The following is a 23,607-nucleotide window of genomic DNA, read 5'->3' as shown; positions in this document are numbered from 1 at the left end:
ACGTAGGGTGTGCTGCGCGCACCTCCGCGCGGAGCTTCCGGCGAGTCCGAGGTGCGCGCAGCACACCCTACGACACGCGTTCATCCTGCAGGGCTTTCAGTTCAAATCGTCGCCGGCAGAGCCGATGACTCATGACCACGCCCTAAGGACGTGGTTTCCCAGTTTCAAATGAAAAAAGCCGCTGCCCCTAATGGGAGCAGCGGCTTTTTCATGGCTGTGTCGCGGTCAGGCGCGGGCGCTGCGCACGCCATCGGCCAGGGTCTTGCAGAGGGTGAGAACGCCGTCGACGGCCTGTTCGGCGGTCTCGGCCTTGGCGATCTGGTCGACCAGGGCGGAGCCCACCACCACGCCGTCGGCGAGGCGGGCGATGCTGGCGGCGTGTTCCGCGGTGCGGATGCCGAAGCCGATGGCCACCGGCAGGTCGGTATGGCGACGCAGGCGGGCCACCGCGTCCTGCACGTGTTCCAGGGTGGCGGAGCCGGCACCGGTGACGCCGGCCACGGAGACGTAGTAGACGAAGCCGGAGCTGCCTTCGAGCACGGTGGGCAGGCGCTTGTCGTCGGTGGTCGGGGTGGTCAGGCGGATGAAGTCGATGCCTGCGGCCTGGGCCGGGTGGCAGAGGTCTTCGTTATGTTCCGGGGGCAGGTCGACGACGATCAGGCCGTCCACGCCGGCTTCCCTGGCATCACCGATGAAGCGCTCGACGCCGTAGTGGTGGATGGGGTTGAAGTAGCCCATCAGCACCAGCGGGGTGCTCTGGTTGCCTTCGCGGAACTCGCGGACCATCTGCAGGGTTTTCACCAGGTTCTGCTTGGCCGCCAGGGCGCGGATGTTGGCCAGCTGGATCGACGGACCGTCGGCCATCGGGTCGGTGAAGGGCATGCCCAGTTCGATCACGTCGGCGCCGGCGTCCGGCAGGCCCTTGAGGATCGCCAGGGAGGCGTCGTAGCCCGGGTCGCCGGCGGTGACGAAGGTCACCAGGGCGGCGCGGTTCTGCTGTTTCAGTTCGGCAAAGCGGGTCTGCAAGCGGCTCATGCCTGGGGCTCCTGTTGCATGTGGTGCATCACGGTCTGCATGTCCTTGTCGCCACGGCCGGAGAGGTTGACCACCATGATGTGGTCCTTCGGCAGGTTCGGCGCGCGCTTGAACACTTCGGCCAGGGCGTGGGAGCTCTCCAGGGCCGGGATGATGCCTTCGAGGCGGCAGCACTGGTGGAAGGCGTCCAGGGCTTCGTCGTCGGTGATGGAGGTGTACTCGACGCGGCCGATGTCGTGCAGCCAGGCGTGTTCCGGGCCGATGCCGGGGTAGTCCAGGCCGGCGGAGATGGAGTGGGCGTCGATGATCTGGCCGTCCTCGTCCTGCAGCAGGAAGGTGCGGTTGCCGTGCAGCACGCCGGGGATGCCGCCGTTGAGGCTGGCGGCGTGCTTGCCGGTCTCGATGCCGTGGCCGGCCGCCTCGACGCCGATGATCGCCACGCTCTGGTCATCGAGGAAGGGGTGGAACAGGCCCATGGCGTTGGAACCGCCGCCGATGCAGGCGACCAGGGAGTCGGGCAGGCGCCCTTCCTTCTCGGCCAGCTGCTCGCGGGTTTCCTTGCCGATCACCGCCTGGAAGTCGCGGACCATGGCCGGGTACGGGTGCGGCCCGGCGACGGTGCCGATCAGGTAGAAGGTGTTGTGGACGTTGGTCACCCAGTCGCGCAGCGCTTCGTTCATCGCGTCCTTGAGGGTGCCGGTGCCAGCGGTGACCGGGATCACGGTGGCGCCGAGGAGCTTCATGCGGAACACGTTGGCCTGCTGGCGATCGATGTCCGTGGTGCCCATGAAGATCACGCATTCCATGCCGAAGCGCGCGGCCACGGTGGCGGTGGCCACGCCGTGCATGCCGGCGCCGGTCTCGGCGATGATGCGTTTCTTGCCCATCCGCTTGGCCAGCAGGATCTGGCCGATGCAGTTGTTGATCTTGTGCGCGCCGGTGTGGTTCAGCTCTTCGCGCTTGAGGTAGATCTTCGCGCCGCCGCAGTGCTCGGTGAGGCGCTCGGCGAAGTACAGCGGGCTCGGGCGGCCGACGTAGTCGCGCTGGAAGTAGGCCAGCTCCTTGAGGAATTCCGGGTCGTCCTTGGCGGCTTCGTACTCGCGGGCCAGGTCGTGGATCAGCGGCATCAGGGTTTCGGCGACGTATTGGCCGCCGAAGGAGCCGAACAGGCCCTTGGCGTCGGGGCCGGTGCGCAGTGAAGTCATGGTGGAACTCCTGGGAGTGGTATCCGATGGCCGCCATTCTAACGCTGGCCGCTCCCGGGAAAAGCGATTAGATTGCGCTAACCTGTCAGTAAAACTCACATATAGCCATGAGCCGCGACCTCCCTCCCCTGAATGCCCTGAAGGCCTTCGAAAGCGCTGCCCGCCTGCTCAGCGTAAGCCGAGCGGCAGAGGAGCTGCATGTCACCCACGGCGCAGTGAGCCGGCAGGTGCGCGCGTTGGAGGATCAGCTGGGCGTGGCCCTCGTGGCCAAGGACGGGCGTGGCATAAAACTCACGGATGCCGGCCAGCGCCTCGCCGAGGCGGCGGGGGATGCCTTCGAGCGCCTGCGCGGCGTCTGCGCCGACCTGCGGCGCCAGGAAGAGGACCGTCCCTTCGTCCTCGGTTGTCCCGGCAGCCTGTTGGCGCGCTGGTTCATCCCGCGCCTGGACCGCCTCGACCGCGAGCTGCCGGAGCTGCGCCTGCAGCTGTCCAGCAGCCAGGGTGAGCTGGACCCGCGCAGCCCGCAGCTGGACGCCACCCTGCTCTTCGCCGAACCGCCCTGGCCGGCGGACATGCAGGTGTTCGAACTGGCCGGCGAGCGCATCGGCCCGGTGTTGAGCCCGCGCTACGCCGGGTTCGCGGAGCTGGAGCAGGCGCCGCCGCAGCGCCTGTTGCAACGCCCGCTGCTGCACACGGCGTCACGCCCCCAGGCCTGGCCGCAATGGGCCCGGGCCGAAGGGCTGGACGAGGGGGGGTTGCAGCTGGGCCAGGGCTTCGAGCACCTGTACTACCTGCTGGAGGCGGCGGTGGCCGGCCTGGGCGTGGCCATCGCGCCGCAGCAACTGGTGGCCGACGACCTGGCCGCCGGCCGCCTGGTGGCGCCCTGGGGCTTCGTCGACACCCCGGCGCGGCTGGCGCTGTGGGTGCCGCTCGGGCGCCAGGGCCCACGTGCCGAGCGCCTGGCGCAGTGGCTGCGCCAGGCGTTTGCCCAGCCCGGCTGAAGCGGGCTGCAACCCTTCGCCTGAGCTAAAAGTCGCCGCGCAGGGTGAGCATGTAGCTGCGCGGAGTGCCATAGGTGGTGCCACGGGTCCAATAGCCGGTGGAGTCGAAGTAGGTGCGGTCGAAGAGGTTCTCGATATCCACGCCGAGGGTCCAGTTCTGATCGATCCTGTAGGCGGCGCGCGCATCGTAGATCGCCCGGCCGCTGTTGGCGGTTTCGTTGTAGGCATCCTCGTAGCCCGACTGCGCCGATACGCCGGCGCCGACGCTGAGGCGGCTCCATTCGCCCGGCAGGCTGTAGTGGGTGGTGAGGCGCAGCAGGTGCTTGGGGGTCTGCGCGGAAATGGGGCCGCCACTTTCCGAGCGGGTGGTGTTGAAGGTATAGCCGGCCGCCACCTGCAGGCCCGGCAGGACTTCGCCGCTGGCCTCCGCCTCGAAGCCCTTGCTGCGGCTGATGCCGTCGCTGTTGACGTAGCAGCGGTTGGCGACGTCCTGCGAGCAGTTGCCGTCGTTGGCGTAGTCGCGGGCGGCGACGTCTTCCTGCTCGATGTAGAACAACGCGAAGGACAGGTTCAGGCGCTTGTCGAACAGCTCGCCCTTGATGCCGGTCTCGTAGTTGGAGCCGATGGCCGGGTCGAGCATGCTGCCGCCCGCGGTGCGGTAGCTGGCCTGGGGCATGAAGATGTCGGCGTAGCTGGCGTACAGCGACCAGGCGTCGTCGAGGTCGTAGATGGCGCCGGCGAAGGGGGTGAATTCGTGCCTCTGCTCGTTGGTCGACAGCAGGTCGCCGTTCCAGGCGTCGGTCTTGTACCAGCTCAGGCGGCCGCCGAGGACCAGGCTGAGATCCTCGGTCATGTGCAGGCGGGTGCTGAGGTAGGTGCCGTAGCGGGTTTCGAGGGTGTCGTCCTTGGCGTCCCAGCCCTGGCGTGCGAGCCGGGGCACATTGCTGTTGTTGGGGTTGAAGACATCGAGCGGGATGGGGCTGGGCAGCGCGACGGTGGCGTCCTTGTCGTTCATCTTGCGCCTTGACCAGTTGGCGCCCAGGGTCACCTGGTGGGACAGGCCGAAGGCTTCGAACTCGCCGTCCAGGTAGCCGTCCGCGGCGTTCGAGGTGGCGTCGAACTTGTGGTAGCTGATGTCGTTGACCAAGGGACCGGTGGGACTGCCGTAGTCCAGGGTGTCGCCCGCGCCCCATTCGATGGCACTGCGGTTGTAGCTGCTCTCGGAGTGGGACAGCGCCAGCGTGCCGGTCCAGTTGTCGTCGAAGCGGTGGGCGAGGTCGGCGAACACCTCGTCGGTGCGGCTCTGCAGCTTGGCCCAGTCCTGACCGAGGAAGGTCGAGCGCTTGAGGTGCGGGTTGCTGCCGTCTGGGTTCATCGGCAGTCCCAGCACGCTGTAGCCGTCGATGCGCGAGGTCTGCCGGCGCAGGCCGAGGGCGACCGTGGTGGCGTCGTTCAGGTCGGCTTCGACGATGCCGTAGAGCAGCGGGCGCTTGGACTCGGTGACGTCGATGAAGTACCCGCGGTCCTCATGGGAGGCGACCATGCGACCGCGCAGGGTGCCTTCGTCGTTGAGCTTGCCGCTGGCGTCCAGGTCGAGGCGGTAGTTGTCCCAGGAGCCGGCGCGGGTGGTGATGGAGAAGCGCGGGTCGGCCGTGGGGCGCTTGCGCACCAGGTTCACCGCACCGCCGGGGTTCCCCGCGCCCACCAGCAGCCCGGAGGCGCCGCGCAGCACCTCGACACGGTCGAACATGGCCATGTCCGGGGTCATCCAGCCGGTGTAGGCGAAGGCCTGCCCGGGCACACCGTCGACCATGTAGCTCTCGTCGGTCAGGTCGAAGCCGCGGGAGCTGAAGTGGTGGTTGCCGTAGCCACGGTTGGCGCGGGTGATGCCCGGGGTCTGGGCCATCACCTGGTCCAGCGACACCAGGTTCTTGTCGTCCATAAGCGTGCGGGTGACGACGGTCACCGACTGCGGGGTGTGGCGCAGCGACTGCGCGGTCTTGCCGATGGTCACGGCGCCGGTGGTGTAGGAGCCGCTGTCTTCGGTGGTTTCGCCCAGCCCGAAGCCTTCGATATTGGTGGCACCCAGCTCCAGGGTGCCGGAGCCTTCCGCCCTGGGCTGCACGCTGAAGTTTCCGCTTTCGGTGATGCGCAGCTCCAGGCCGCTGCTTTCGAGGGCGCGTTGCAGAGCCTGGGCGGCCGTCATCGAGCCCCGGACGGCGGGCGCTCGCTTGCCCCTGACCAATATCGGCTCCAGGGACACCACCTGGCCGCTCTGGCTGGCGATGGCGTTGAGCGTTTCCGCCAGGCTGGCGGCGGGCAGGTCGAAAGCCAGCACCTGCTGCTGGCTGGTGGGCTGGCTGGTGGGCTGGCTGTAGGCGAAGCCGAGCGGGCCGGTGGCGGCGAGCGCGACGGAGATGGCGATGGCGCGGGGCCAGGGTTTGCGCACGGAGAATCTCCTGAATGTTGGCGTTGTCAGGAGTTAGGTGGAACGAGTGCGAAAAACCGGACACGAATGAGATGGATTTTCATTCGTTGGCTGCGAAGCATCCCTGTGGTGACATTCAGGTGGCCGCGCTGATCAGGGTCAACCAGGGGCCGTAGCGGTCGATGCGGATCGGCAGGGTCTCGCCCAGGGCGGTGAGCGCGCGGTCGGGCTCGTCCAGCGGGAACACGCCTTGGACCTTGATCCGGCGAACCGCGGGGCTGACGCGGATCAGCCCGCGCCGATACGGGCGCAGCGCATCGATCACCGCTTCCAGGGGGTCGTCCAGCACGTCGAGGCGGCCTTGTAGCCAACTGGCGCGTTTGCGTTGGTCACCGCCGAGCAACTCGATGTGCCGAGCATGCAGCAGCGCCGCCTGACCCTCATCCAGGCCGAGGGCACCGCCCAGCCGCTGGGACGCCTTGACGCCGCCTTCCAGGGCCACCGCGCGGGTGCTTTCGGGGAGTTGCTCGACCAGCAGGCGGCCGGCCAGGGTCCGCACGTCGCCCTGGCCCGTACGCACTACCAGGGGCTGGGGTCTGTCGGTTGTGGTGCTGATCACCAGTGCGCCCTGGCGCAAATGGAGCAGGCGCGTATTGGCTGATAAGTCGAGGTCGACGGCGCTGTCGGCATTGAGCTCCAGCAGGCTGCCGTCGGCCAGGGTGAAGCGACGCCGTTCTCCGGTGCCGGTACGCAAGTCCGCCAACAGCGCCTGCCCGGGTAGGGTGTGGGCACCGAGCCAGAGCCCGCCACCCAGCAGGCCCAGGCCCACCAGCCCACGCAGCAGGGTGCGCCGGTTCATGTCCGGCTGCAGCAGGGCCTCGCGAGCGCCGCCGGGGGTGTGGTGCTCGAAGGCGCGAAGGGTGGCGTAGTGGCTGCCGAGGCCATCCTGCAGGCGCGCCCACGCGTCGCGGTGGGCGGTGTCGCTGCTGAGCCAGTGTTCGAAGCCGGCCCGTTGACGGGCGCTGGTGGTCCCCGAGCGCAGTCGCACCATCCAGGCGATGGCTTGCTCGCCGACGCGGTCGAGGCGGGCGTCGCTCACGGTTGCATCCCGGTCAGGTAGCACTGGCGCAGGGCCTGGGTCATGTAGCGACCGACGGTGCGCTCGGAGACCTCCAGGCGCCGACCGATCTCCGCGTAGCTCAGGCCATCGAGCTGGCTCATCAGAAAGGCCTTTTTCACCGCCAGGGGCAGGCCAGAGAGGCTGCGGTCGACGGCGTGCAGGGCTTCCAGCAGCATGTGGATATCTTCCGGCGAGGGCGCCAGTTCCTCCGGCAGCAGCATCAGCCGCTCCAGGTAGGCCTGCTCCAGGCGACGTCGGCGGTGGCGGTCGAAGACCAGGCGCCGGGCGATGGTGGAGAGATAGGCACGGGGCTGCTCGAGGGTCGCCGGGTCGATGCGTGCGGCGAGCAACTGGCAGAAGGTCTCGGCCGTCGTGTCCTCGGCATCCGCGCGGTTACGCAGCTGTCGCTGGACATGTTGTAGCAGCCAGCGATGGTGATCGCTGAAGAAGAACGCCAGTTTGCGGGTATCGGACGCGGGCACGAGGGAGGCCGAAGCGAATGAGAATGCGTCGCATGTTATAGAGGTGGTGGCCGCTCCCGCAATCCTCTGCGCTCATGCACCGGGCCGGCCCCGTGGCGGGGCCGGCCCGGGCAGGTACCGCATGGGGCCGGATGGCCCCGCAGGTGCGTCGGGCTCAGCTCCGCTGGCGCAGCATGTAGGTGGCCAGTGCCACCACGCCCACGGCGCCCGCTGCCATTCCGGCGGTGGCCAGCGGGTGCTCGCGGCTGTAGTCACGGGTGGCAATGCCGGCCCTGGCGGTGTGTTCCCAGGCCTGGCCGGCGAGCTTGCGGGAACGGCTCAGCGTATGCAGGGCGCTGCTCTGGATGGCGTCGAGCGAGTGCTGCGACTCGGCCTCCACCACGTTCTTGATGCGTTCGATACCGCTGCGCAGCTGTTCGATTTCCTGCTCGATGCCCTGCAGGGTGGATTTCTTGCGAGACATGAAGAGAGCCATGTCGTACCTCCTTTTTCGGGTTGGGGTATGAAGTCCGACCCCTGTATCGCCGAGGAGTGCAGCTAATCTGAACTTATTCGCGGAATCCCGGGCCTGAGATGGCAAGTGGCCCATTTCTGAAACGCAAGGAGAACATCCATGTCGGATCATCACACCTACAAGAAGATCGAGATTGTCGGCTCCTCCCGCACCAGCATCGACGAGGCGATCAACAACGCCCTGGCCGAGGCGGCCAAGTCCATCCGCAATCTCGACTGGTTCGAGGTAGTGGAGACCCGGGGGCACATCGAGAACGGCAAGGTGGGCCATTACCAGGTCACCTTGAAGGTCGGCTTCCGACTCAGCGATAGCTGATCGTCTTACAGATAACGCCCGGTCTCTGGGCTAGGCTCACACAGGTTTGGCCATGTGGTGTCGAATCGAACAAGACCACAGATGCCATCCCCTTGGAGACGGCTGGTCTCCGCGGCTCGCTCGAGCCTTTCTTTTCTACAACGAGGGAGCGTTACCGATGAAGAAACTGTTGTTGGCCATTGGCCTGTTCACCCTTGCCGGCTCCGCCTTCGCCGCGGGCAAGCCCTGTGAAGAGCTGAAGTCCGAGATCGACGCGAAGATCAAGGCGAACGGAGCGACCTCCTACACCCTTGAGATCGTCGACAAGGGCAGCGCGACCGACAAGAAGGTGGTCGGCAGCTGCGAAGCGGGTACCAAGGAAATCGTCTACCAGCGCAATTGATCGCGCGATCAGCAGTCAAGCCGGCGTCCGCGCCGGCTTTTTCATGGGCGCTCGCCGGCCCGCCTTGCTTACCCCGAGGTGCCCTGGTTACCGAAAAGTGCCTTCTGGTGGCTGCCTGCGGGTCGGCCTAGAGTAGGTCCCCTGTGTCACGTGGAAGGCGCGAGTCTTCCCCTCAGTAAGGTCCCTTCGCTATGTCAGCCCTTTCTTCCCTGCCCCTTTCCGTCCTCGACCTGGCGCCCATCCGCGACGATGGCGGCCCCGCCCAGGCGCTGCACAACTCCCTGGCCCTGGCGCGCCATGTGGAGCAGCTCGGCTTCTCGCGCTTCTGGGTGGCCGAGCACCACAACATGGAAGGCATCGCCAGTTCCGCCACCTCGGTGCTGCTGGGTTACCTGGCGGCCAATACCTCGACGCTGCGCCTGGGTTCGGGCGGGATCATGCTGCCGAACCACGCGCCGCTGGTGATCGCCGAGCAGTTCGGCACCCTCGCGACGCTCTACCCGGGGCGCATCGAGCTGGGCCTTGGCCGTGCGCCGGGCGCCGATCATCTGACCGCCCGCGCCCTGCGTCGCGAACGTTCAGGCAGCGCCGACGATTTCCCCCAGGACGTGGAGGAACTGGAGTTGCTACTCGGCCCGCGCCTGGAAGGACAGAAAGTCATCGCCATGCCCGGCATGGACACCCGGGTGCCGATCTGGCTGCTCGGCTCCAGCCTGTTCAGCGCGCAGCTGGCCGGGCAGAAGGGTCTGCCCTACGCCTTCGCCTCGCACTTCGCGCCGCGCTACATGCACGAGGCGATCCGCGTCTACCGCAACCATTTCCGTCCCTCGGCGGTGCTCGACTCGCCCTACGTGATGCTCGGCGTGCCGCTGGTGGCGGCGCCCACCGACGAGGAAGCGGATTTCCTCGCCACCACCGTCTACCAGCGGGTGCTGAGCCTGATGCGCGGCGAGAGCCTGGTGTTGCGCCCGCCGGTGGACAGCATGGCCGGGCGCTGGCTGCCCCACGAGAAGGAAGCGGTCGGCAGCTTCCTGGCGATGGCCATGGTCGGCGGGCCGGAGAAGATCCGCGGCAAGCTGGAGGTGCTGCTGGAACAGACCGGCGCGGACGAGCTGATCTTCACCTGCGACGTCTACGAGCATGAACATCGCTTGCGCGCCTTCGACATCCTCGCTGGCCTGCGCGGCTGAGGTCAGATAGGGCCGCAGCCCAGCGTCTCGCCACGCGCCACCACCTGGCGTCGGGCGTCGTACATCAGCACCTGCGGGCGCATGACGATGGGGCGTGCGTCGATGCGGTAGCGCTCGCCGGCGGCGAATCCGTCATAGCGGATGCGCACATGGCAGGTGAGCTGGAAGGGGCCTGCGTCGCTGTTGAGGCCGCCGCCACTGGAAACCTCGAACTGGTAGCGCATCTCCAGTTCATGGCGACCGGGGGTGACCTGGTAGTAGCGGCCGTCGGCGGTGCGCCCGCCGTCCAGGCGGTCGGCCATGAAGGTGGTGCCCGGCTCGCCGCGCAGGTCGATCCAGGCCTGGCCGGGGTCGGGTTGGGGAAGCGGGCCGGCGCAGGCCGTCAGGCTGGCCAGCAGGCACGCGGCAGGTAGCTTGCGCATGGCTGAATCCTCGGAAGGGCGTGGCGTTCAGGATAAACCCGGCGCCCGTCTTCAGACATCGCCGCAGCGACTTTCCCGTGCCCGCGCCACCTCGCGGTTGTCTTCGCTGTAGAGCCGCGCCCAGGGGCGGAAGCCGATGCCGCCGGCCTTGAGCTGGTAGCGCTGGCCGGCGGTGAACTCCGGGTAGTCCAGCTTCAGCAGGCAGGTGCGGGTCATGGGCTCGCGCTGGGGGCCGATGTCGTCGCCGTCCACGTCGAAACTGAAGCGCACTTCCAGCTCGTGGTTGCCGGGGGTGACCTGGAAGTAGCGGTCGTCCTGCAGCGGCTGGCGGTCGACGCGGGTCGCCTGCAAGGCATGCCTTTGCGGCGGGTCCAGGTCGATCCAGGCCTGGTCGGGGTCGGGGCTGGGCATGATCAGCGAGCAACCGCCGAGATTGAGCAGCAGGACAGTGGGAAGCAGGCGACGCATGCGGCAACTCCTTGTGGCGTGCTTTGGGGCCATGCGCTAGCTTCACGCCATGCCGGCCCCCATTCTTCTAGCCTTTCTCGACCGCGCCCGCGCCCTTGCGGTTCCGTTGCTGCTCGCCCTGGCGCTGAACGGTTGCTCCAGCCTGGACTACTACGGCCAGCTGGCCAGCGGACAGTTCCAGCTGCTGCGCGCCCGCGAGCCGGTAGCGCAGGTGCTCGCCGATCCCGCCCGCGATGCCGCGTTGCGCCAGCGCCTGGCGCTGTCGCAACGGGCGCGGGATTTCGCCAGCGCCGAACTGGCCCTGCCGGACAACGGCAGCTACCGCGTCTATGCCGATATCCACCGGCCCTTCGTGGTGTGGAACGTCTTCGCCACGCCGGCGCTGTCCCTGGCGCCGATCACCCACTGCTTCCCCATCGCCGGTTGCGTCGCCTACCGCGGCTACTACCAGCCCGGCCGTGCACGCGGCGCCGCGGCGCTGATGCGCGAGCAGGGGCTCGATACCTGGATCGGCGGCGTCGAGGCCTATTCCACCCTGGGCTGGTTCGACGACCCGATCCTCAGCAGCATGGCGCGCTGGGACGATGACCGGCTGGCGGCCGTGATCTTCCACGAGCTGGCGCACCAGAAGCTGTATGTCGCCGACGACAGCGCCTTCAACGAGTCCTTCGCCAGCTTCGTCGAGCGCGAGGGCCTGCGTCGGTGGCGTGCCAGCCAGGGCCTGCCGGTCGGCGGCGAGGACGGCGTGCGCCAGCGCGAGCAATTCACCGCGCTGGTGCTGGCCTGTCGCGAGCGCCTGGAGCGGCTCTACGCCAGCGACCTGCCCGAGGCGCAGAAGCACAGGGCCAAGCAGGCCGAATTCGAGCGCCTGCGTCGCGACTATCGCCAGCTGCGTGACAGCCAGTGGCAAGGCGTGGGCCGCTACGACGGCTGGATCGAAAGCCCGCTGAACAACGCCAAGCTGCTGCCTTTCGGCCTTTACGATCGTTGGGTGCCGGCCTTCGCCGAGCTGTATCGGCGTAGCGCCGGCTGGGCGGATTTCCACGGGCGGGTGGCGGCGCTGGCGGCGCGTCCGCCGGTCGAGCGCCAGGCCGCCCTGGCCGAGCTGATGGCGGAGAACTCGCCGGTGGCCGCATCGGTCGAATGAACGCGGATTCGCCTGACAGGAGGTGTGCGATGAACAGATGGGGATTGGCCGTGCTGCTCGGCCTGCTGGGGAGCTCCGCCGTGGCGGCGCCCAAGCCGTGCGAGGCGCTCAAGCAGGAGATCGAGGTGAAGATCCAGGCCGCCGGGGTGACCGCCTACACCCTGGAAATCGTGCCGGCCGCGGAGGTGGAAGACCCGAACATGGTGGTCGGCACCTGCGAGAACGGCACGAAGAAGATCGTCTATCAGCGCAACGGGACCTGAGCCCGCAGCCCTGGAATCCCCGGACTGAAGCCCGGGCTACACGCCTTCGAAGGCCTGGTGCATTTCCGCAAGGGTGGCGAAGTACAAGGCCGGTGATTCCGCCATCAGCTCCTCGTGGCTGCCGAAGCCGTAGCCGACGCCGATGGCCTGCAGGCCATTCTCCCGGGCGCCGATCAGGTCGTGCTTGCGGTCGCCGATCATCAGCGTCTGCGCCGGGTCCAGCCCCTCCTCGTCCAGCAGGTGGCGGATCAGCTCCACCTTGTTGGTGCGGGTGCCGTCCAGCTCGCTGCCGTAGATCACCTTGAAATGCCTGGCGAAGTCGAAGTGCCGCGCAATCTCGCGGGCGAACACCGCCGGCTTGCTGGTGGCGATGTACAACGTGCGGCCCTGCTCGCCGAGCATCCCCAGCAACTGGGCGACGCCGTCGAACACGCGGTTCTCGTAGAGCCCGGTGACCTTGAAGCGATCGCGGTAGTGGTTCACCGCCTCCCAGGCGCGGGGCTCGTCGAAACCGTAGGTCTGCATGAAGCACTGCAACAGCGGCGGGCCGATGAAATGCTCCAGGCGGGTGAGGTCCGGCTCGTGGATATCCAGCTTGCCCAGGGCGTACTGGATGGAGCGGGTGATGCCCTCGCGCGGGTCGGTGAGGGTGCCGTCGAGGTCGAAGAGGATGTTCTGCTGGTGCATGGCGGTCAGGCGGTCCGGTCTCGGGGTTGGCAGGATATCCGGGTTGGCGGGCCATTCCGAGCATGCGCTGGAAGCGGCCCGCCTCACGGCGTCAGCGGTCGTACCCCTCGGCGATATGCAGGTCCTTCAGCTTCACGTAGTTGGCGGCGCTGTAGGTGAAGAAGGCCCTTTCCTTGTCGCTCAGCGGGCGGGCCTGTTTCACCGGGCTGCCGATGTAGAGGAAGCCGCTCTCCAGGCGCTTGCCCGGCGGCACCAGGCTGCCGGCGCCGATCACTACCTCGTCCTCGACCATGGCGCCGTCCATGACGATGCTGCCCATGCCCACCAGGATGCGGTTGCCGAGGGTGCAGCCGTGCAGGGTCACCTTGTGGCCGATGGTCACGTCGTCGCCGATGAGAAGGGGAAAGCCGTCCGGGTTGAAGGGACCGGCATGGGTGATATGCAGGACACTGCCGTCCTGTACGCTGGTCCGCGCCCCGATGCGGATGCGATGCATGTCGCCGCGGATCAGGGCGAAGGGCCAGACCGAGCTGTCCTCGCCCAGTTCGACATCGCCGATGACGACCGCGGATCGATCGACGAAAACCCGCTGGCCCAGCCGGGGGGCGGTGCCGCGGTAGGTTCGTATCGCGCTCATAGAAAGTCCTGTGGCTGCGTTGTGCGCCGATTGTAATTAAGATGTTCGCCGTCGACCCGGGTTAAACCTCGCGGCCCGATGGTTGTCCCACTCTTCAGTCCCTTCCCGAAAGGCCCGTCAAAATTCTGGCATAGTGGCCGGCCGTCTCTGGAAAGGAGAGTGTTCATGACCACCTTGCGTTTCAGATCTTCCGCGAATCGTTCCAAGGCCGCAGTGGCCACGGTGACCCGCGAAGCCCTCGAGGCCCATGTAGCCGCCTATCTGCGGCGCGGAGGGCAGATCCAGAAGATCGCCAAGGGCGTGAGCGGTATGCCATTGAACGGCTCCTGGCATCTGTCCAGGCGCAGGAAATGATTTCGGAGGGGGCCTTGTGCCCCCTCTCTCTTTCCCGGTATCAACGATCCATCAACTTTCCAGACGCAACAGGTGAATGCCGTGAGTTCCAGCAATCCCCTCCTTCAGGATTTCGACCTGCCGCCCTACTCCAGCATCCGTCCGGAACATGTAGAGCCCGCCATCGACACCATCCTCGCCGACAGCCGTGCCGCCATCGATGCGCTGCTCGCCGGCCAGCAGGGCACGCCGACCTGGCAGGGCCTGGTGCTGGCGCTGGACGAGCTCGGCGAGCGCCTGGGCCGTGCGTGGAGCCCGGTCAGCCACCTCAACGCCGTGTGCAACAGCGCCGAGCTGCGCGGTGCCTACGAGGCCTGCCTGCCCAAGCTCTCCGAGTACTGGACGGAACTCGGCCAGAACCGCGAACTGTTCCAGGCCTACGAGGCGCTGGCCGGCAGCCCCGAGGCCGCCGGCTTCGACGTGGCGCAGAAGACCATCCTCGAACACGCCCTGCGTGACTTCCGCCTCTCCGGCATCGACCTGCCGGCCGACAAGCAGCAGCGCTACGGCGAGATCCAGATGAAGCTCTCCGAGCTCACCAGTCGCTTCTCCAACCAGTTGCTGGATGCCACCCAGGCCTGGACCAAGCACGTCACCGACGAAGCCGCGCTCGACGGCCTCACCGAGTCCGCCCGTGCGCAGATGGCCCAGGCCGCCCAGGCCAAGGGCCTGGATGGCTGGCTGATCAGCCTGGAGTTCCCCAGCTACTACGCGGTGATGACCTACGCCAACGACCGCGCGCTGCGCGAAGAGGTCTACACCGCCTACTGCACCCGCGCCTCCGACCAGGGGCCGAACGCCGGCCAGAACGACAACGGCCCGGTGATGGAGCAGATCCTCGACCTGCGCCAGGAGCTGGCCGGCCTGCTCGGTTTCGCCAGCTACGCCGAGCTGAGCCTGGCGACCAAGATGGCCGAGTCCAGCGACCAGGTGCTGAGCTTCCTCCGCGACCTGGCCGTGCGCAGCAAGCCCTTCGCCCGGCAGGACCTCGACGAGCTCAAGGCCTTCGCCGCCGAACAGGGCCTGGACGACCTGCAGAGCTGGGACACCGGCTACTACAGCGAGAAGCTGCGCGAGCAGCGCTACAGCATCTCCCAGGAAATCCTCCGCGCCTATTTCCCCATCGACAAGGTGCTCACCGGCCTCTTCGCCATCGTGCAGAAGCTCTATGGCATCGAGATCCGCGAGCTGTCGGGCTTCGACACCTGGCACCCAGACGTCCGCCTCTTCGAGATCAGCGAGAACGGCCAGCACGTCGGACGCTTCTTCTTCGACCTCTATGCCCGCGCCAACAAGCGTGGTGGCGCGTGGATGGACGGTGCCCGCGACAAGCGCCGCACCTCCGCCGGCAAGCTGGTCAGCCCGGTGGCCAACCTGGTGTGCAACTTCACCCCGGCCGTCGGCGGCAAGCCCGCGCTGCTGACCCACGACGAAGTCACCACCCTGTTCCATGAATTCGGCCACGGCCTGCACCACCTGCTGACCCGCGTCGAGCACGCCGGGGCCTCCGGCATCAACGGCGTGGCTTGGGACGCGGTCGAGCTGCCCAGCCAGTTCATGGAGAACTGGTGCTGGGAGCCGGAAGGCCTGGCGCTGATCTCCGGCCACTACCAGACCGGCGAACCCCTGCCCCAGGACCTGCTGGACAAGATGCTGGCGGCGAAGAACTTCCAGTCCGGCCTGATGATGGTGCGCCAGCTGGAGTTCTCCCTGTTCGACTTCGAGCTGCATGCCACCCACGGCGATGGCCGCAGCGTGCTGGAGGTGCTCGAAGGCATACGTGCCGAGGTCTCGGTGATGCGCCCGCCGGCCTTCAACCGCTTCGCCAACAGCTTCGCGCACATCTTCGCCGGTGGTTACGCAGCCGGTTACTACAGCTACAAGTGGGCGGAAGTGCTCTCCGCCGACGCTTTCTCGAAGTTCGAGGAAGAAGGCGTGTTCAACGCCGACACCGGCCGCGCCTTCCGCGAGGCCATCCTCGCCCGGGGCGGCTCCCAGGAGCCGATGGTGCTGTTCGTCGATTTCCGCGGTCGCGAGCCCTCCATCGACGCCCTGTTGCGCCACCTCGGCCTGTCGTCGGAGGCCGCATGAGCGAAGGTCCCGTGAACGTCACCAAGAAGCGCTTCATCGCCGGTGCCGTGTGCCCGGCTTGCAGCGAGCAGGACCGCATCCAGATGTGGGACGAGGACGGCGTGCCGCACCGCCAGTGCGTAGCCTGCGGCTATGCCGACACCCTCAACGCGCAAGGCCAGTCGGTGCCCAAGGAACTGGGCACGCGGGTCAACAAGGCCGTGCCCAAGCCGGCCGACCCGAAGGTCCAGGGCGTGCAGTTCTTCCCCAATCCGAAACTGAAGAAGCCCAGCGAATAGCGTCGAGGCCAAGGAGGGCGTGATGTGGCACCTGGTATGCGGTGACAACGCGGTCGAAGGCGTCGCGTCCGTGCTGGGCGAAGACGTGGCGCGCAGCTTCCTGCGGGTGCTGCCCGACGACCTCGCGGTCGGCCCGCTGAAGGACATCGAACAGCCGCCCTGCACCCGCCGCGCCGCCTTCTGGCGGGCGGTCTGGCCAGCGGCGGTGCAGCCGGTGCCGGATTTCGAAGCAGGCCTGGGCGAAGACGCGCAATGGCTCGCCGGCCTCGCCCTGCAGAGCCACGCGGTTACCGTCTGGCATGGCGACAGCGCCTCCGAGCAGCTGTTGCTGGCACGGGTCGCGGCGGCGCTGGAACACAGCCAGCTGCCGCTCTGGGAAGTGCCCTGCGGCAGCGGCGATAGCCGCGTGGCCAGCCGTCGCGCCGTGGCCATGCATGCGCCGGACGAGCTGGCCGAGCTGTACCTGCCCAGGCTGATCGAGGCGGAGCGCCGCCAGGCGCTGGCCGCCCAGTGGCGCGGCGCGCTGGCCGAAGGCGCGGGCATCCGCCGCTGGCGCGAAGGGGCTTTCCATGGCGAGGACTTCAGCTTCATCGATGCCGACCTGATCGGCTCCTGCACGTCGGAGTGGCGCTCGCTGGGCCGCGCGATGGCCGACGTCATGGCCCGTTGCGATGGCTTCTTCGCCACCGACTTCTTCCTCTTCTGGCGCGCCCGTGAACTGGCCGCCCAGGGCCGTGTCGAGATCCAGGGCGAGCCCGGGGCCAATGGCTACGGCGGCCTGCAGGTGCGCCTGCAAGGCTGACCCGGGCGGCACCCACCCCCACGAGCCGGAGGCTCCATGCACGGACCCGACCCCCGCAACCCGCACCCCATGGCGGGCTTCCCCCAGGTCTGCTTCATCCGCAACACGGTGAGCAACCCGCAGATCGAGATCGGCGAGTACACCTACTACGACGACCCGGAGGATTCGGAGAACTTCGAGCGCAACGTCCTCTATCTGTACCCCTTCATCGGCGATCGCCTGGTGATCGGGCGCTTCTGCGCCATCGCGCGCGGGGTGAAGTTCATCATGAACGGCGCCAACCACAAGCTCTCCGGCTTCTCCACCTACCCTTTCCAGATCTTCGGCGGTGGCTGGGAGCGGCACATGCCGGAGCTGTCCGAGTTTCCCAACAAGGGCGACACCCTGATCGGCAACGACGTGTGGATCGGCTACGAGGCGCTGATCATGCCCGGGGTGAAGATCGGCGACGGTGCCATCATCTCCTCGCGCTCGGTGGTGACCCGCGACGTGCCGCCCTACACCCTGGTCGGCGGCAACCCGGCCGAGCCGCTCAAGCAGCGCTTTCCCGACGCGGTGGTGGAGCGCCTGCTGGCCATTGCCTGGTGGGACTGGCCGGTGGAGAGAATCAGCCGGCACCTGGGGGCGATCATGGCGGCGGACCTCGATGCCCTGGAGCGCTGCGCCCGCGAAGACTGAGGCGAACTGCGTCACTTCCGCCGACCGGGCGCCTTGCCGCAGCGCGGGGCCGGGAGTAATTTTCCCTGCTGTGCCCCGCTGCACAGGGAGCCGCCGCAGAGGGCGGCGATACAGCAAGGAGACCCAGGTGCCCACCTTTACCCGCAACAAACTTCCGGTCGTCGGCAGCCTCGAACTGGTGGTCGGCAACGTCCTCAAGCTGAAGCTCAACGGCCTGGGCCCGGGCAAGAAGCACTACCGGGTCAAGAGCGCCAACACCTGCCTGGAAGTGAAGCAGGACGCGAACGATCGCCAGAGCGAGCAGAGCATCACCATCAAGGCGCTGCGCGCCTGCCAGTCGGTGCGCGTAGAAGCCTTTTCCGCCACCGACGACCTGCCTTCCGGCATCCACGTGGTGATCACCGTGCTGGAAGCGTTGACGCTGCCCGATGCCAGTACCGACGAAGGCTGCCTCGCCCGCCTGCTGCTGGCCGAATCGGTGGTGCCGAAGAATGCCGGCGGCCTGGAGGAAGCCCTGTTCTCCATGCAGCTGATGCGGCAGGTCATCGAGAACCGCATGGCGTTCTCCGAACCCAAGCACTTCGGCAAGCCGGCCAACAAGACCATGACGGGCTTCATCACCGCCCGCGATCCGCTGCAGTTCGAGGGGTTCGGCAACTACCCGTCCATCGGCAGCAAGGAAGGCAAGATCGACAGCTACCTGCGCCTGGCCAACGACGGTTCCGACCTGCGCTTCTCCTTCGTCCGCCAGCATGTGCAGAACGCACTGGACGTGGCGGCGGGCAAGAGCCTGGCCAAGCCCTACAAGCCGCCGGTCTACGGCTGGATGACCGAAGGCAGCAACCCGGGCGGCTATTTCATCAAGGCGGTCGACAAGGGAGGCCAGACCTTCTTCAGCCTCACCCAGGCCTTCATCGACAACCCCAACAACCCCGGTAAACCGAAGAAATGAACAGCCCACGCCTGGCCGGACTCTTCCCCGGCGCCCTGCTCCTCGTCGCCCTCGGTGCCTGCGCGGCCGAGTCCTTCGGCCCGTCGATCTACAGCGGCCAGGTGGCGCGCTTCGACATCGCCCAGGACAAGGCCTTCGCCGATCCCGAGCAGGACATGCGCTTCCTGCTGGTGCAGGCCAAGCGCAACGACAGCGCCAATCACTTCTGCGTGGTCGGCTACCAGTGGCCGGACGGCAAACGCAAGGCGGCGGTGCACTGGCAGGAAGGCCAGCGCATCGTCCTCTGGACCGGCAAGTCCGGCTGGGGCGATGACTTCAAGTACGCCGACTCGATGGCCATGGCCAACAGCGTGGACCTCAAGGACGGCCTGGTGGATACCGACGAGCAGCGCTTCGGCAGCAGCTTCCTGCAACTGCGCTCCTCCGCCGAAGGCACCCTCGCCGACTGCAAGGCCCATGGCCGCCAGTACCTGATCGAGCCGTTCACGCCGCCGGTGGACGAAGACGAGTAGGGCTTTCCGACGAAAACCGGCTGGCGCAGGACGCTGTAAGAATATACTGTTCATGCATACAGTATTTTCGGAGCGCCCCGCCATGTCCGTCACCCTTCCGCCCCGTGGCCGTGGAACCGGTAGCAACCCCTACAACCGCTTCGCCCCGACCCTCTCGGTGGCCGAGGACGACGGCTGGTACCAGGAGGTGCCGCCGACCCGCGCCACCGAGGTGCGCATCGAGACGGCCAAGAGCATCATCGCCCGCAACCAGTCGCCGGACCTGCCCTTCGACCGTTCCATCAACCCCTACCGTGGCTGCGAGCACGGCTGCATCTATTGCTACGCGCGGCCCAGCCACGCCTACTGGGACCTGTCGCCGGGCATCGACTTCGAGACCCGGCTGATCGCCAAGACCAACGCCGCCGCCCTGCTGGAGCAGCAGTTGAGCAAGCCCGGCTACCAGTGCGCGCCCATCGCCCTGGGCGCCAACACCGACCCCTACCAGCCCATCGAGCGCGAGCACCGCATCACCCGCCAGGTACTGGAAGTGCTGCTGCGCTACCGCCATCCGCTGACCATCGTCACCAAGGGCTCGCTGCTGTTGCGCGACCTCGACCTGCTGACCCAACTGGCCGAGCAGCGCCTGGTCAAGGTGATGATCAGCCTCACCACCCTCGACGATGAGCTCAAGCGCATCCTCGAACCACGTGCGGCGGCGCCCTCCGCGCGGCTGCGGGCGATCCGCGTGCTGCGCGAGAACCGCGTGCCGGTGGGCGTGCTCTGCTCGCCGATGATCCCGATGATCAACGACAGCGAACTGGAGAGCCTGCTGGAGGCGGCCCGCGATGCCGGCGCGCGCAGTGCCTCCTACATGCTGGTGCGCCTGCCCCGGGAGGTGGCGCCGCTGTTCGAGGAATGGCTCCAGGCCCACTACCCGCAACGCGCGGCCCACGTGATGAGCATCATCCGCCAGTGCCGGGGCGGCGAGGTGTACGACAGCCGCTTCGGCAAGCGCTTCAGCGGCGAAGGCGCCTTCGCCGAGCTGCTGGCCCAGCGCTTCGCCGTGGCCATGCGTCGCCTGGGCCTGGAGAAGCGCGGCGACGTGGCGCTGGATTGCTCGCGCTTCTGTCCGCCCGGCGGGCAGATGGCCCTGCTGTGAGCGAAAGGATGGGCGGAAGGGCTTTTGCGGGGCCGAAGTGTGACCGGAACGCGCCGAACGGTGTCCTGTAGGGGGTCGGATAAATCCGACCATGTCGGTAAAGTAATCCCACCTACCCCTACAGAGTCCCAAGGCGAACGAGGTCGGCATGAGCGACGAGCACGATACCCCGCAAACCCAGGAAAGCGCTGAAGAAGCGCTGCGCAACATCGTCGAAGGTTTCCAGCGTTTCCGCGACCAGGTCTACCCGGAGCAGGAAGAACTGTTCAAACGCCTGGCCCATGAGCAGAAACCCCGCGCCATGTTCATCACCTGCGCCGACTCGCGCATCGTCCCGGAGCTGATCACCCAGAGCTCCCCCGGCGACCTGTTCGTCACCCGCAACGTCGGCAACGTGGTGCCGCCCTATGGGCAGATGAATGGCGGCGTTTCCACCGCCATCGAGTTCGCCGTGATGGCGCTCGGCGTTCACCACATCATCATCTGCGGCCACTCCGATTGCGGCGCCATGAAGGCGGTGCTCAACCCCGAGCAACTGGAGCGCATGCCCACCGTCAAGGCCTGGCTGCGCCACGCCGAAGTGGCCCGTACCGTGGTCGCCGAGAACTGCGGCTGCGCCAACCACGAGACCCTGGGTGTGCTGACCGAGGAGAACGTGGTGGCCCAGCTCGACCACCTGCGCACCCACCCCTCGGTGGCGGCGCGACTGGCCAGCGGCCAGCTGTTCATCCACGGCTGGGTGTACGACATCGAGACCGCCGCCATCCGCGCCTACGATGCCGAGAGCGGCCACTTCCGCACCATCGGCGACGGCCCGCTGCCGATGGCCACGCCCCGCGCCCGCTACCTGTGACCCTGGTGCCCCGGTTTCGGCCGGGGCACCGTCCGTTTCTTCCTCCCTTTCGCGGATGCGCCTTGGCCGCGTCGAGCGCCTGCACGGTGGTCCCATCGCCGGCCCGGGCTGGCAGACTGCTATCGGCCATTCGTCTGCAATGCTCATTCCAGAGCGGTTTCTTCAGTTTGAATTAAGTCTTCGCGCCTAAGGTTTTTCTCCATCCCGACCGCCCGGTCGGGTTGCAGGCCGCCATCAATCGGCAGGTCACGAGGGCCAACGGCCCGCTCGGAAAGCAAACAGGAGAAAGCATGAAACAGGACATCCGCACCATCCCGCCCGCCCCCCAGGCAGATAGTGACGCCGCAACCACCTTCGACACCCTGGTGCGTGGCTGCCGGCGCTTTCGCGAGGAGACCTTTCCCCAGCAACGCGGCCTCTTCCAGCGCCTGGCCCGGCAGCAGTCGCCGCGCGCCATGTTCATCACCTGCGCCGACTCGCGGGTGGCGCCGGAGCTGATCACCCACAGCTCGCCCGGCGATCTGTTCGTCACCCGCAACGTCGGCAACCTGGTGCCGCCCTACGGCCAGATGAACGGTGGCGTCTCCACCGCCATCGAGTACGCGGTCATGGCCCTTGGCGTGCATCACATCATCGTCTGCGGGCACTCCGACTGCGGCGCGATGAAGGCCGTGCTGGCTCCGGATGCCCTGCGCGGCATGCCCACCGTCAGCGCCTGGCTGCGCCATGCCGAGGTGGCTCGCAGCCTGGTGGAGCGCAACTGCGATTGCGCCGGGCACGATGCCCTGGGTGTGCTGACCGAGGAGAACGTGGTGGCCCAGCTGGACCACCTGCGCACCCATCCCGCCGTGGCGGCGCGCATGGCCGCCGGGCAGCTGTTCATCCATGGCTGGGTCTACGACATCGAGACCGCCGCCATCCGCGCCTATGACGCCGAAGCCGGGGGCTTCCTGCCGCTGCAGCAGGGCCGCCTCGCCATGGCCACGCCCCGCCCGCGCTACCTGGCGTCCTGACACCCTCCCCATACGCCGTGGCGGCCGAGACCGCCGCGCCCCCCTTCGTGCCGCAGGAGATCGCGACATGCGCCTTGCTTCCTTGAAATCCACCTTGCCCCGGGACCTGCTGGCCTCGGTGGTCGTCTTTCTCGTCGCCCTGCCGCTGTGCATGGGCATCGCCATCGCGTCCGGCATGCCGCCGGCCAAGGGGCTGATCACCGGCATCGTCGGCGGCCTGGTGGTCGGCTGGCTGGCGGGCTCGCCCTTGCAGGTCAGCGGCCCGGCGGCCGGCCTCGCCGTGCTGGTCTTCGAACTGGTGCGCGAGCACGGCATGGCCATGCTCGGGCCCATCCTGGTGCTGGCCGGGCTGTTGCAGTTGTGCGCGGGGCGCCTGCGCCTGGGCTGCTGGTTCCGGGTCACGGCGCCAGCGGTGGTCTACGGCATGCTCGCCGGCATCGGCGCGCTCATCGTGATGTCGCAGGTGCATGTGATGTTCGATGCCAGGCCCCAGGCATCGGGGCTGGAAAACCTGCTGGCGTTCCCCGAGACGCTGATCAACGCGCTCGCCCAGGTCGGTCCCGGCGGCGGCCTGGCGGCTGCCGCGCTGGGTCTTGGCACCATCGCCTGCATGTGGGGCTGGGAGCGCTGGCGCCCGCAGTCGCTGCACTTCCTGCCCGGCGCGCTGATCGGCGTCGGCCTGGCGACCCTGGCCAGCCTGGCCCTGGCGCTCGATGTGCAGCGGGTCAGCGTGCCGGCGACCCTGGGCGAGGCCATCGACTGGCTGCGCCCGGCCGACCTGCTCGGCCTGGCCGACCCGCAGATCCTCCTGGCGGCGCTGGTGGTGGCCTTCGTCGCCAGTGCCGAGACGCTGCTCTCCGCCGCAGCGGTGGACCGCATGCACGGCGGGCCGCGTTCCGACTTGGACCGCGAGCTGTCGGCCCAGGGCGTGGGCAACCTGCTCTGCGGCGTGCTCGGCGCGTTGCCCATGACCGGGGTGATCGTGCGCAGTTCCGCCAACGTCCAGGCCGGCGCCCGCACGCGCCTGTCCGCCGTGCTGCACGGTGGCTGGCTGCTGGCCTTCGTCGCCCTGCTGCCGATGGTGCTGCAGAGCATTCCGGTGGCGGCGCTGGCCGGCGTGCTGGTCTTCACCGGCTGCAAGCTGGTGGATGCCAAGGCCATGCGTAATCTCTCGCGCTATGGCCGTGCCCCGCTGCTGATCTACGCGGCCACCGCGCTGGGGATCGTCGCCCTCGACCTGCTCAGCGGGGTGCTGATCGGCTTCGCCCTGACCCTGGCCAAGCTGGCCTGGAAGGCGTCGCGCCTGAAGATCGCCCTGGTGCACGGCGCTCCCGGCGAGGCCGAGCTGCGCCTGGCCGGCGCGGCCACCTTCCTGCGGGTGCCGCAACTGGCGCGGGTGCTGGAGGGGGTGGAGCCGGGCACGCGGCTGCAGGTGCCGCTGGATAACCTCAGCTACATCGACCACGCCTGCATGGAGCTGCTGGAGGACTGGGGGCGGGCCGCGCAGCGACAGGGTGGGGCCCTGCAGATCGAGCCCCGTGCCCTGAACCGGCGCCTGGAAGGACGCCTGCTCAGCCTGCGCGGCCGCGCCGTCTGAA

The 23,607-nt window shown here is 67.8% G+C and carries 27 protein-coding genes; 17 read left to right on the top strand and 10 right to left on the bottom strand.

The window, feature by feature from the left end:
- Positions 1-225 precede the first annotated feature (225 nt).
- Positions 226-1,035 (bottom strand): tryptophan synthase subunit alpha, encoded by an 810-nt coding sequence (trpA, locus tag WFQ67_RS02415; protein WP_213627442.1) that lies wholly within the window; start codon positions 1,033-1,035, stop codon positions 226-228.
- Positions 1,032-2,240, bottom strand: a complete 1,209-nt coding sequence (trpB, locus tag WFQ67_RS02410) for a tryptophan synthase subunit beta (RefSeq protein ID WP_173174685.1) — start codon at positions 2,238-2,240, stop codon at positions 1,032-1,034. Before trpB ends, trpA begins: the two co-directional genes overlap by 4 nt.
- A 107-nt stretch (positions 2,241-2,347) precedes the next feature.
- On the opposite strand from trpB, the gene WFQ67_RS02405 reads away from it, so the two are divergent.
- A complete protein-coding gene (locus tag WFQ67_RS02405; protein ID WP_337056078.1) occupies positions 2,348-3,241 on the top strand; it encodes a LysR family transcriptional regulator in 894 nt (297 codons plus the stop codon).
- 25 nt (positions 3,242-3,266) lie between these two features.
- Here WFQ67_RS02405 and WFQ67_RS02400 read toward each other — a convergent pair whose 3' ends face one another.
- The 4 genes from WFQ67_RS02400 to WFQ67_RS02385 all read right to left on the bottom strand — a co-directional run bounded on the left by WFQ67_RS02400 (position 3,267) and on the right by WFQ67_RS02385 (position 7,746).
- The gene (locus WFQ67_RS02400) at positions 3,267-5,690 is read right to left on the bottom strand and encodes a TonB-dependent siderophore receptor (protein ID WP_337056077.1); all 2,424 of its coding nucleotides are present in this window, start codon (positions 5,688-5,690) and stop codon (positions 3,267-3,269) included.
- A gap of 115 nt (positions 5,691-5,805) precedes the next feature.
- Entirely contained in the window at positions 5,806-6,768 is a 963-nt protein-coding gene (locus WFQ67_RS02395; RefSeq protein WP_337056076.1) for a FecR domain-containing protein, read from the bottom strand.
- Positions 6,765-7,271, bottom strand: coding sequence for a sigma-70 family RNA polymerase sigma factor (locus WFQ67_RS02390; RefSeq protein ID WP_337056075.1), 507 nt, complete (start codon positions 7,269-7,271; stop codon positions 6,765-6,767). The genes WFQ67_RS02395 and WFQ67_RS02390 overlap by 4 nt, the downstream gene beginning before the upstream one ends.
- Before the next feature lie 154 nt (positions 7,272-7,425).
- Positions 7,426-7,746 carry a DUF883 domain-containing protein gene (locus WFQ67_RS02385; RefSeq protein WP_337056074.1) on the bottom strand — a complete coding sequence of 107 codons (321 nt, stop codon included), beginning with the start codon at positions 7,744-7,746 and terminating at the stop codon, positions 7,426-7,428.
- Between the two features lie 138 nt (positions 7,747-7,884).
- On the opposite strand from WFQ67_RS02385, the gene WFQ67_RS02380 reads away from it, so the two are divergent.
- From WFQ67_RS02380 to WFQ67_RS02370, 3 genes are all read left to right on the top strand, one after another.
- Entirely contained in the window at positions 7,885-8,100 is a 216-nt protein-coding gene (locus WFQ67_RS02380) for a dodecin (RefSeq protein ID WP_043241890.1), read from the top strand.
- A 157-nt stretch (positions 8,101-8,257) separates the two neighbouring features.
- On the top strand, positions 8,258-8,482 hold the full coding sequence (locus WFQ67_RS02375) for a DUF1161 domain-containing protein (protein ID WP_213627448.1): 225 nt from the start codon (positions 8,258-8,260) through the stop codon (positions 8,480-8,482).
- A gap of 191 nt (positions 8,483-8,673) precedes the next feature.
- Complete coding sequence (locus tag WFQ67_RS02370) at positions 8,674-9,672, top strand: LLM class flavin-dependent oxidoreductase (protein WP_213627450.1); 999 nt, start codon at positions 8,674-8,676, stop codon at positions 9,670-9,672.
- A gap of 2 nt (positions 9,673-9,674) precedes the next feature.
- On the opposite strand, the gene WFQ67_RS02365 is transcribed toward WFQ67_RS02370, so the two are convergent.
- On the bottom strand, positions 9,675-10,094 hold the full coding sequence (locus tag WFQ67_RS02365) for a PA0061/PA0062 family lipoprotein (protein WP_213627452.1): 420 nt from the start codon (positions 10,092-10,094) through the stop codon (positions 9,675-9,677).
- Between the two features lie 51 nt (positions 10,095-10,145).
- Complete coding sequence (locus WFQ67_RS02360) at positions 10,146-10,562, bottom strand: PA0061/PA0062 family lipoprotein (RefSeq protein ID WP_173174697.1); 417 nt, start codon at positions 10,560-10,562, stop codon at positions 10,146-10,148.
- 49 nt (positions 10,563-10,611) lie between these two features.
- Here WFQ67_RS02360 and WFQ67_RS02355 point away from each other — a divergent pair, with 49 nt between their 5' ends.
- Together WFQ67_RS02355 and WFQ67_RS02350 are read left to right on the top strand one after the other, a co-directional pair.
- Entirely contained in the window at positions 10,612-11,709 is a 1,098-nt protein-coding gene (locus tag WFQ67_RS02355; protein WP_337056073.1) for an aminopeptidase, read from the top strand.
- A 29-nt stretch (positions 11,710-11,738) separates the two neighbouring features.
- The gene (locus WFQ67_RS02350) at positions 11,739-11,972 is read left to right on the top strand and encodes a DUF1161 domain-containing protein (protein ID WP_213627455.1); all 234 of its coding nucleotides are present in this window, start codon (positions 11,739-11,741) and stop codon (positions 11,970-11,972) included.
- Between the two features lie 36 nt (positions 11,973-12,008).
- Here WFQ67_RS02350 and WFQ67_RS02345 read toward each other — a convergent pair whose 3' ends face one another.
- Positions 12,009-12,659, bottom strand: a complete 651-nt coding sequence (locus tag WFQ67_RS02345) for an HAD family hydrolase (protein ID WP_337056072.1) — start codon at positions 12,657-12,659, stop codon at positions 12,009-12,011.
- A gap of 91 nt (positions 12,660-12,750) precedes the next feature.
- A complete protein-coding gene (locus tag WFQ67_RS02340) occupies positions 12,751-13,296 on the bottom strand; it encodes a gamma carbonic anhydrase family protein (protein ID WP_337056071.1) in 546 nt (181 codons plus the stop codon).
- A gap of 165 nt (positions 13,297-13,461) precedes the next feature.
- On the opposite strand from WFQ67_RS02340, the gene WFQ67_RS02335 reads away from it, so the two are divergent.
- The 11 genes from WFQ67_RS02335 to WFQ67_RS02285 all read left to right on the top strand — a co-directional run bounded on the left by WFQ67_RS02335 (position 13,462) and on the right by WFQ67_RS02285 (position 23,606).
- Positions 13,462-13,650 carry a hypothetical protein gene (locus WFQ67_RS02335; protein ID WP_337056070.1) on the top strand — a complete coding sequence of 63 codons (189 nt, stop codon included), beginning with the start codon at positions 13,462-13,464 and terminating at the stop codon, positions 13,648-13,650.
- 81 nt (positions 13,651-13,731) lie between these two features.
- A complete protein-coding gene (gene prlC / locus WFQ67_RS02330) occupies positions 13,732-15,780 on the top strand; it encodes an oligopeptidase A (protein ID WP_337056069.1) in 2,049 nt (682 codons plus the stop codon).
- Positions 15,777-16,058: a YheV family putative zinc ribbon protein gene (locus tag WFQ67_RS02325; protein WP_021219893.1), complete on the top strand. Its 282-nt coding sequence runs from the start codon at positions 15,777-15,779 to the stop codon at positions 16,056-16,058. The genes prlC and WFQ67_RS02325 overlap by 4 nt, the downstream gene beginning before the upstream one ends.
- Before the next feature lie 22 nt (positions 16,059-16,080).
- A complete protein-coding gene (locus WFQ67_RS02320) occupies positions 16,081-16,860 on the top strand; it encodes a DUF3658 domain-containing protein (protein ID WP_337056068.1) in 780 nt (259 codons plus the stop codon).
- A 36-nt stretch (positions 16,861-16,896) separates the two neighbouring features.
- Complete coding sequence (locus tag WFQ67_RS02315; RefSeq protein WP_337056067.1) at positions 16,897-17,538, top strand: Vat family streptogramin A O-acetyltransferase; 642 nt, start codon at positions 16,897-16,899, stop codon at positions 17,536-17,538.
- A gap of 127 nt (positions 17,539-17,665) precedes the next feature.
- Positions 17,666-18,490 carry a hypothetical protein gene (locus WFQ67_RS02310; protein WP_213627464.1) on the top strand — a complete coding sequence of 275 codons (825 nt, stop codon included), beginning with the start codon at positions 17,666-17,668 and terminating at the stop codon, positions 18,488-18,490.
- Positions 18,487-19,002, top strand: a complete 516-nt coding sequence (locus tag WFQ67_RS02305) for a hypothetical protein (RefSeq protein ID WP_337056066.1) — start codon at positions 18,487-18,489, stop codon at positions 19,000-19,002. The genes WFQ67_RS02310 and WFQ67_RS02305 overlap by 4 nt, the downstream gene beginning before the upstream one ends.
- Positions 19,003-19,084: 82 nt before the next feature.
- Positions 19,085-20,143, top strand: a complete 1,059-nt coding sequence (locus WFQ67_RS02300) for a PA0069 family radical SAM protein (RefSeq protein WP_213627468.1) — start codon at positions 19,085-19,087, stop codon at positions 20,141-20,143.
- A gap of 148 nt (positions 20,144-20,291) precedes the next feature.
- Positions 20,292-20,996 carry a carbonic anhydrase gene (locus WFQ67_RS02295; RefSeq protein WP_213627470.1) on the top strand — a complete coding sequence of 235 codons (705 nt, stop codon included), beginning with the start codon at positions 20,292-20,294 and terminating at the stop codon, positions 20,994-20,996.
- Between the two features lie 290 nt (positions 20,997-21,286).
- Positions 21,287-22,009 (top strand): carbonic anhydrase, encoded by a 723-nt coding sequence (locus tag WFQ67_RS02290; RefSeq protein WP_337056065.1) that lies wholly within the window; start codon positions 21,287-21,289, stop codon positions 22,007-22,009.
- A 67-nt stretch (positions 22,010-22,076) separates the two neighbouring features.
- Positions 22,077-23,606 carry a SulP family inorganic anion transporter gene (locus WFQ67_RS02285; RefSeq protein WP_337056064.1) on the top strand — a complete coding sequence of 510 codons (1,530 nt, stop codon included), beginning with the start codon at positions 22,077-22,079 and terminating at the stop codon, positions 23,604-23,606.
- Position 23,607: the final 1 nt, after the last annotated feature.

The sequence above is a fragment of the Pseudomonas sp. USHLN015 genome (genome assembly GCF_037153275.1).
GTDB lineage: Bacteria > Pseudomonadota > Gammaproteobacteria > Pseudomonadales > Pseudomonadaceae > Metapseudomonas > Metapseudomonas tohonis.
Note: the sequence above shows the minus strand (reverse complement) of the source record. Positions and strands in the feature narration are given on the sequence as shown.

Bases quoted from the DNA above. Each gene is read 5' to 3' on its own strand.
- trpA (WP_213627442.1), bottom strand. From the start codon at position 1,035: ATGAGCCGCTTGCAGACCCGCTTTGCCGAACTGAAACAGCAGAACCGC.
- trpB (WP_173174685.1), bottom strand. From the start codon at position 2,240: ATGACTTCACTGCGCACCGGCCCCGACGCCAAGGGCCTGTTCGGCTCC.
- WFQ67_RS02405 (WP_337056078.1), top strand. From the start codon at position 2,348: ATGAGCCGCGACCTCCCTCCCCTGAATGCCCTGAAGGCCTTCGAAAGC.
- WFQ67_RS02385 (WP_337056074.1), bottom strand. From the start codon at position 7,746: ATGGCTCTCTTCATGTCTCGCAAGAAATCCACCCTGCAGGGCATCGAG.
- WFQ67_RS02380 (WP_043241890.1), top strand. From the start codon at position 7,885: ATGTCGGATCATCACACCTACAAGAAGATCGAGATTGTCGGCTCCTCC.
- WFQ67_RS02375 (WP_213627448.1), top strand. From the start codon at position 8,258: ATGAAGAAACTGTTGTTGGCCATTGGCCTGTTCACCCTTGCCGGCTCC.
- WFQ67_RS02370 (WP_213627450.1), top strand. From the start codon at position 8,674: ATGTCAGCCCTTTCTTCCCTGCCCCTTTCCGTCCTCGACCTGGCGCCC.
- WFQ67_RS02365 (WP_213627452.1), bottom strand. From the start codon at position 10,094: ATGCGCAAGCTACCTGCCGCGTGCCTGCTGGCCAGCCTGACGGCCTGC.
- WFQ67_RS02360 (WP_173174697.1), bottom strand. From the start codon at position 10,562: ATGCGTCGCCTGCTTCCCACTGTCCTGCTGCTCAATCTCGGCGGTTGC.
- WFQ67_RS02355 (WP_337056073.1), top strand. From the start codon at position 10,612: ATGCCGGCCCCCATTCTTCTAGCCTTTCTCGACCGCGCCCGCGCCCTT.
- WFQ67_RS02350 (WP_213627455.1), top strand. From the start codon at position 11,739: ATGAACAGATGGGGATTGGCCGTGCTGCTCGGCCTGCTGGGGAGCTCC.
- WFQ67_RS02345 (WP_337056072.1), bottom strand. From the start codon at position 12,659: ATGCACCAGCAGAACATCCTCTTCGACCTCGACGGCACCCTCACCGAC.
- WFQ67_RS02340 (WP_337056071.1), bottom strand. From the start codon at position 13,296: ATGAGCGCGATACGAACCTACCGCGGCACCGCCCCCCGGCTGGGCCAG.
- WFQ67_RS02335 (WP_337056070.1), top strand. From the start codon at position 13,462: ATGACCACCTTGCGTTTCAGATCTTCCGCGAATCGTTCCAAGGCCGCA.
- WFQ67_RS02325 (WP_021219893.1), top strand. From the start codon at position 15,777: ATGAGCGAAGGTCCCGTGAACGTCACCAAGAAGCGCTTCATCGCCGGT.
- WFQ67_RS02320 (WP_337056068.1), top strand. From the start codon at position 16,081: ATGTGGCACCTGGTATGCGGTGACAACGCGGTCGAAGGCGTCGCGTCC.
- WFQ67_RS02315 (WP_337056067.1), top strand. From the start codon at position 16,897: ATGCACGGACCCGACCCCCGCAACCCGCACCCCATGGCGGGCTTCCCC.
- WFQ67_RS02305 (WP_337056066.1), top strand. From the start codon at position 18,487: ATGAACAGCCCACGCCTGGCCGGACTCTTCCCCGGCGCCCTGCTCCTC.
- WFQ67_RS02300 (WP_213627468.1), top strand. From the start codon at position 19,085: ATGTCCGTCACCCTTCCGCCCCGTGGCCGTGGAACCGGTAGCAACCCC.
- WFQ67_RS02295 (WP_213627470.1), top strand. From the start codon at position 20,292: ATGAGCGACGAGCACGATACCCCGCAAACCCAGGAAAGCGCTGAAGAA.
- WFQ67_RS02290 (WP_337056065.1), top strand. From the start codon at position 21,287: ATGAAACAGGACATCCGCACCATCCCGCCCGCCCCCCAGGCAGATAGT.
- WFQ67_RS02285 (WP_337056064.1), top strand. From the start codon at position 22,077: ATGCGCCTTGCTTCCTTGAAATCCACCTTGCCCCGGGACCTGCTGGCC.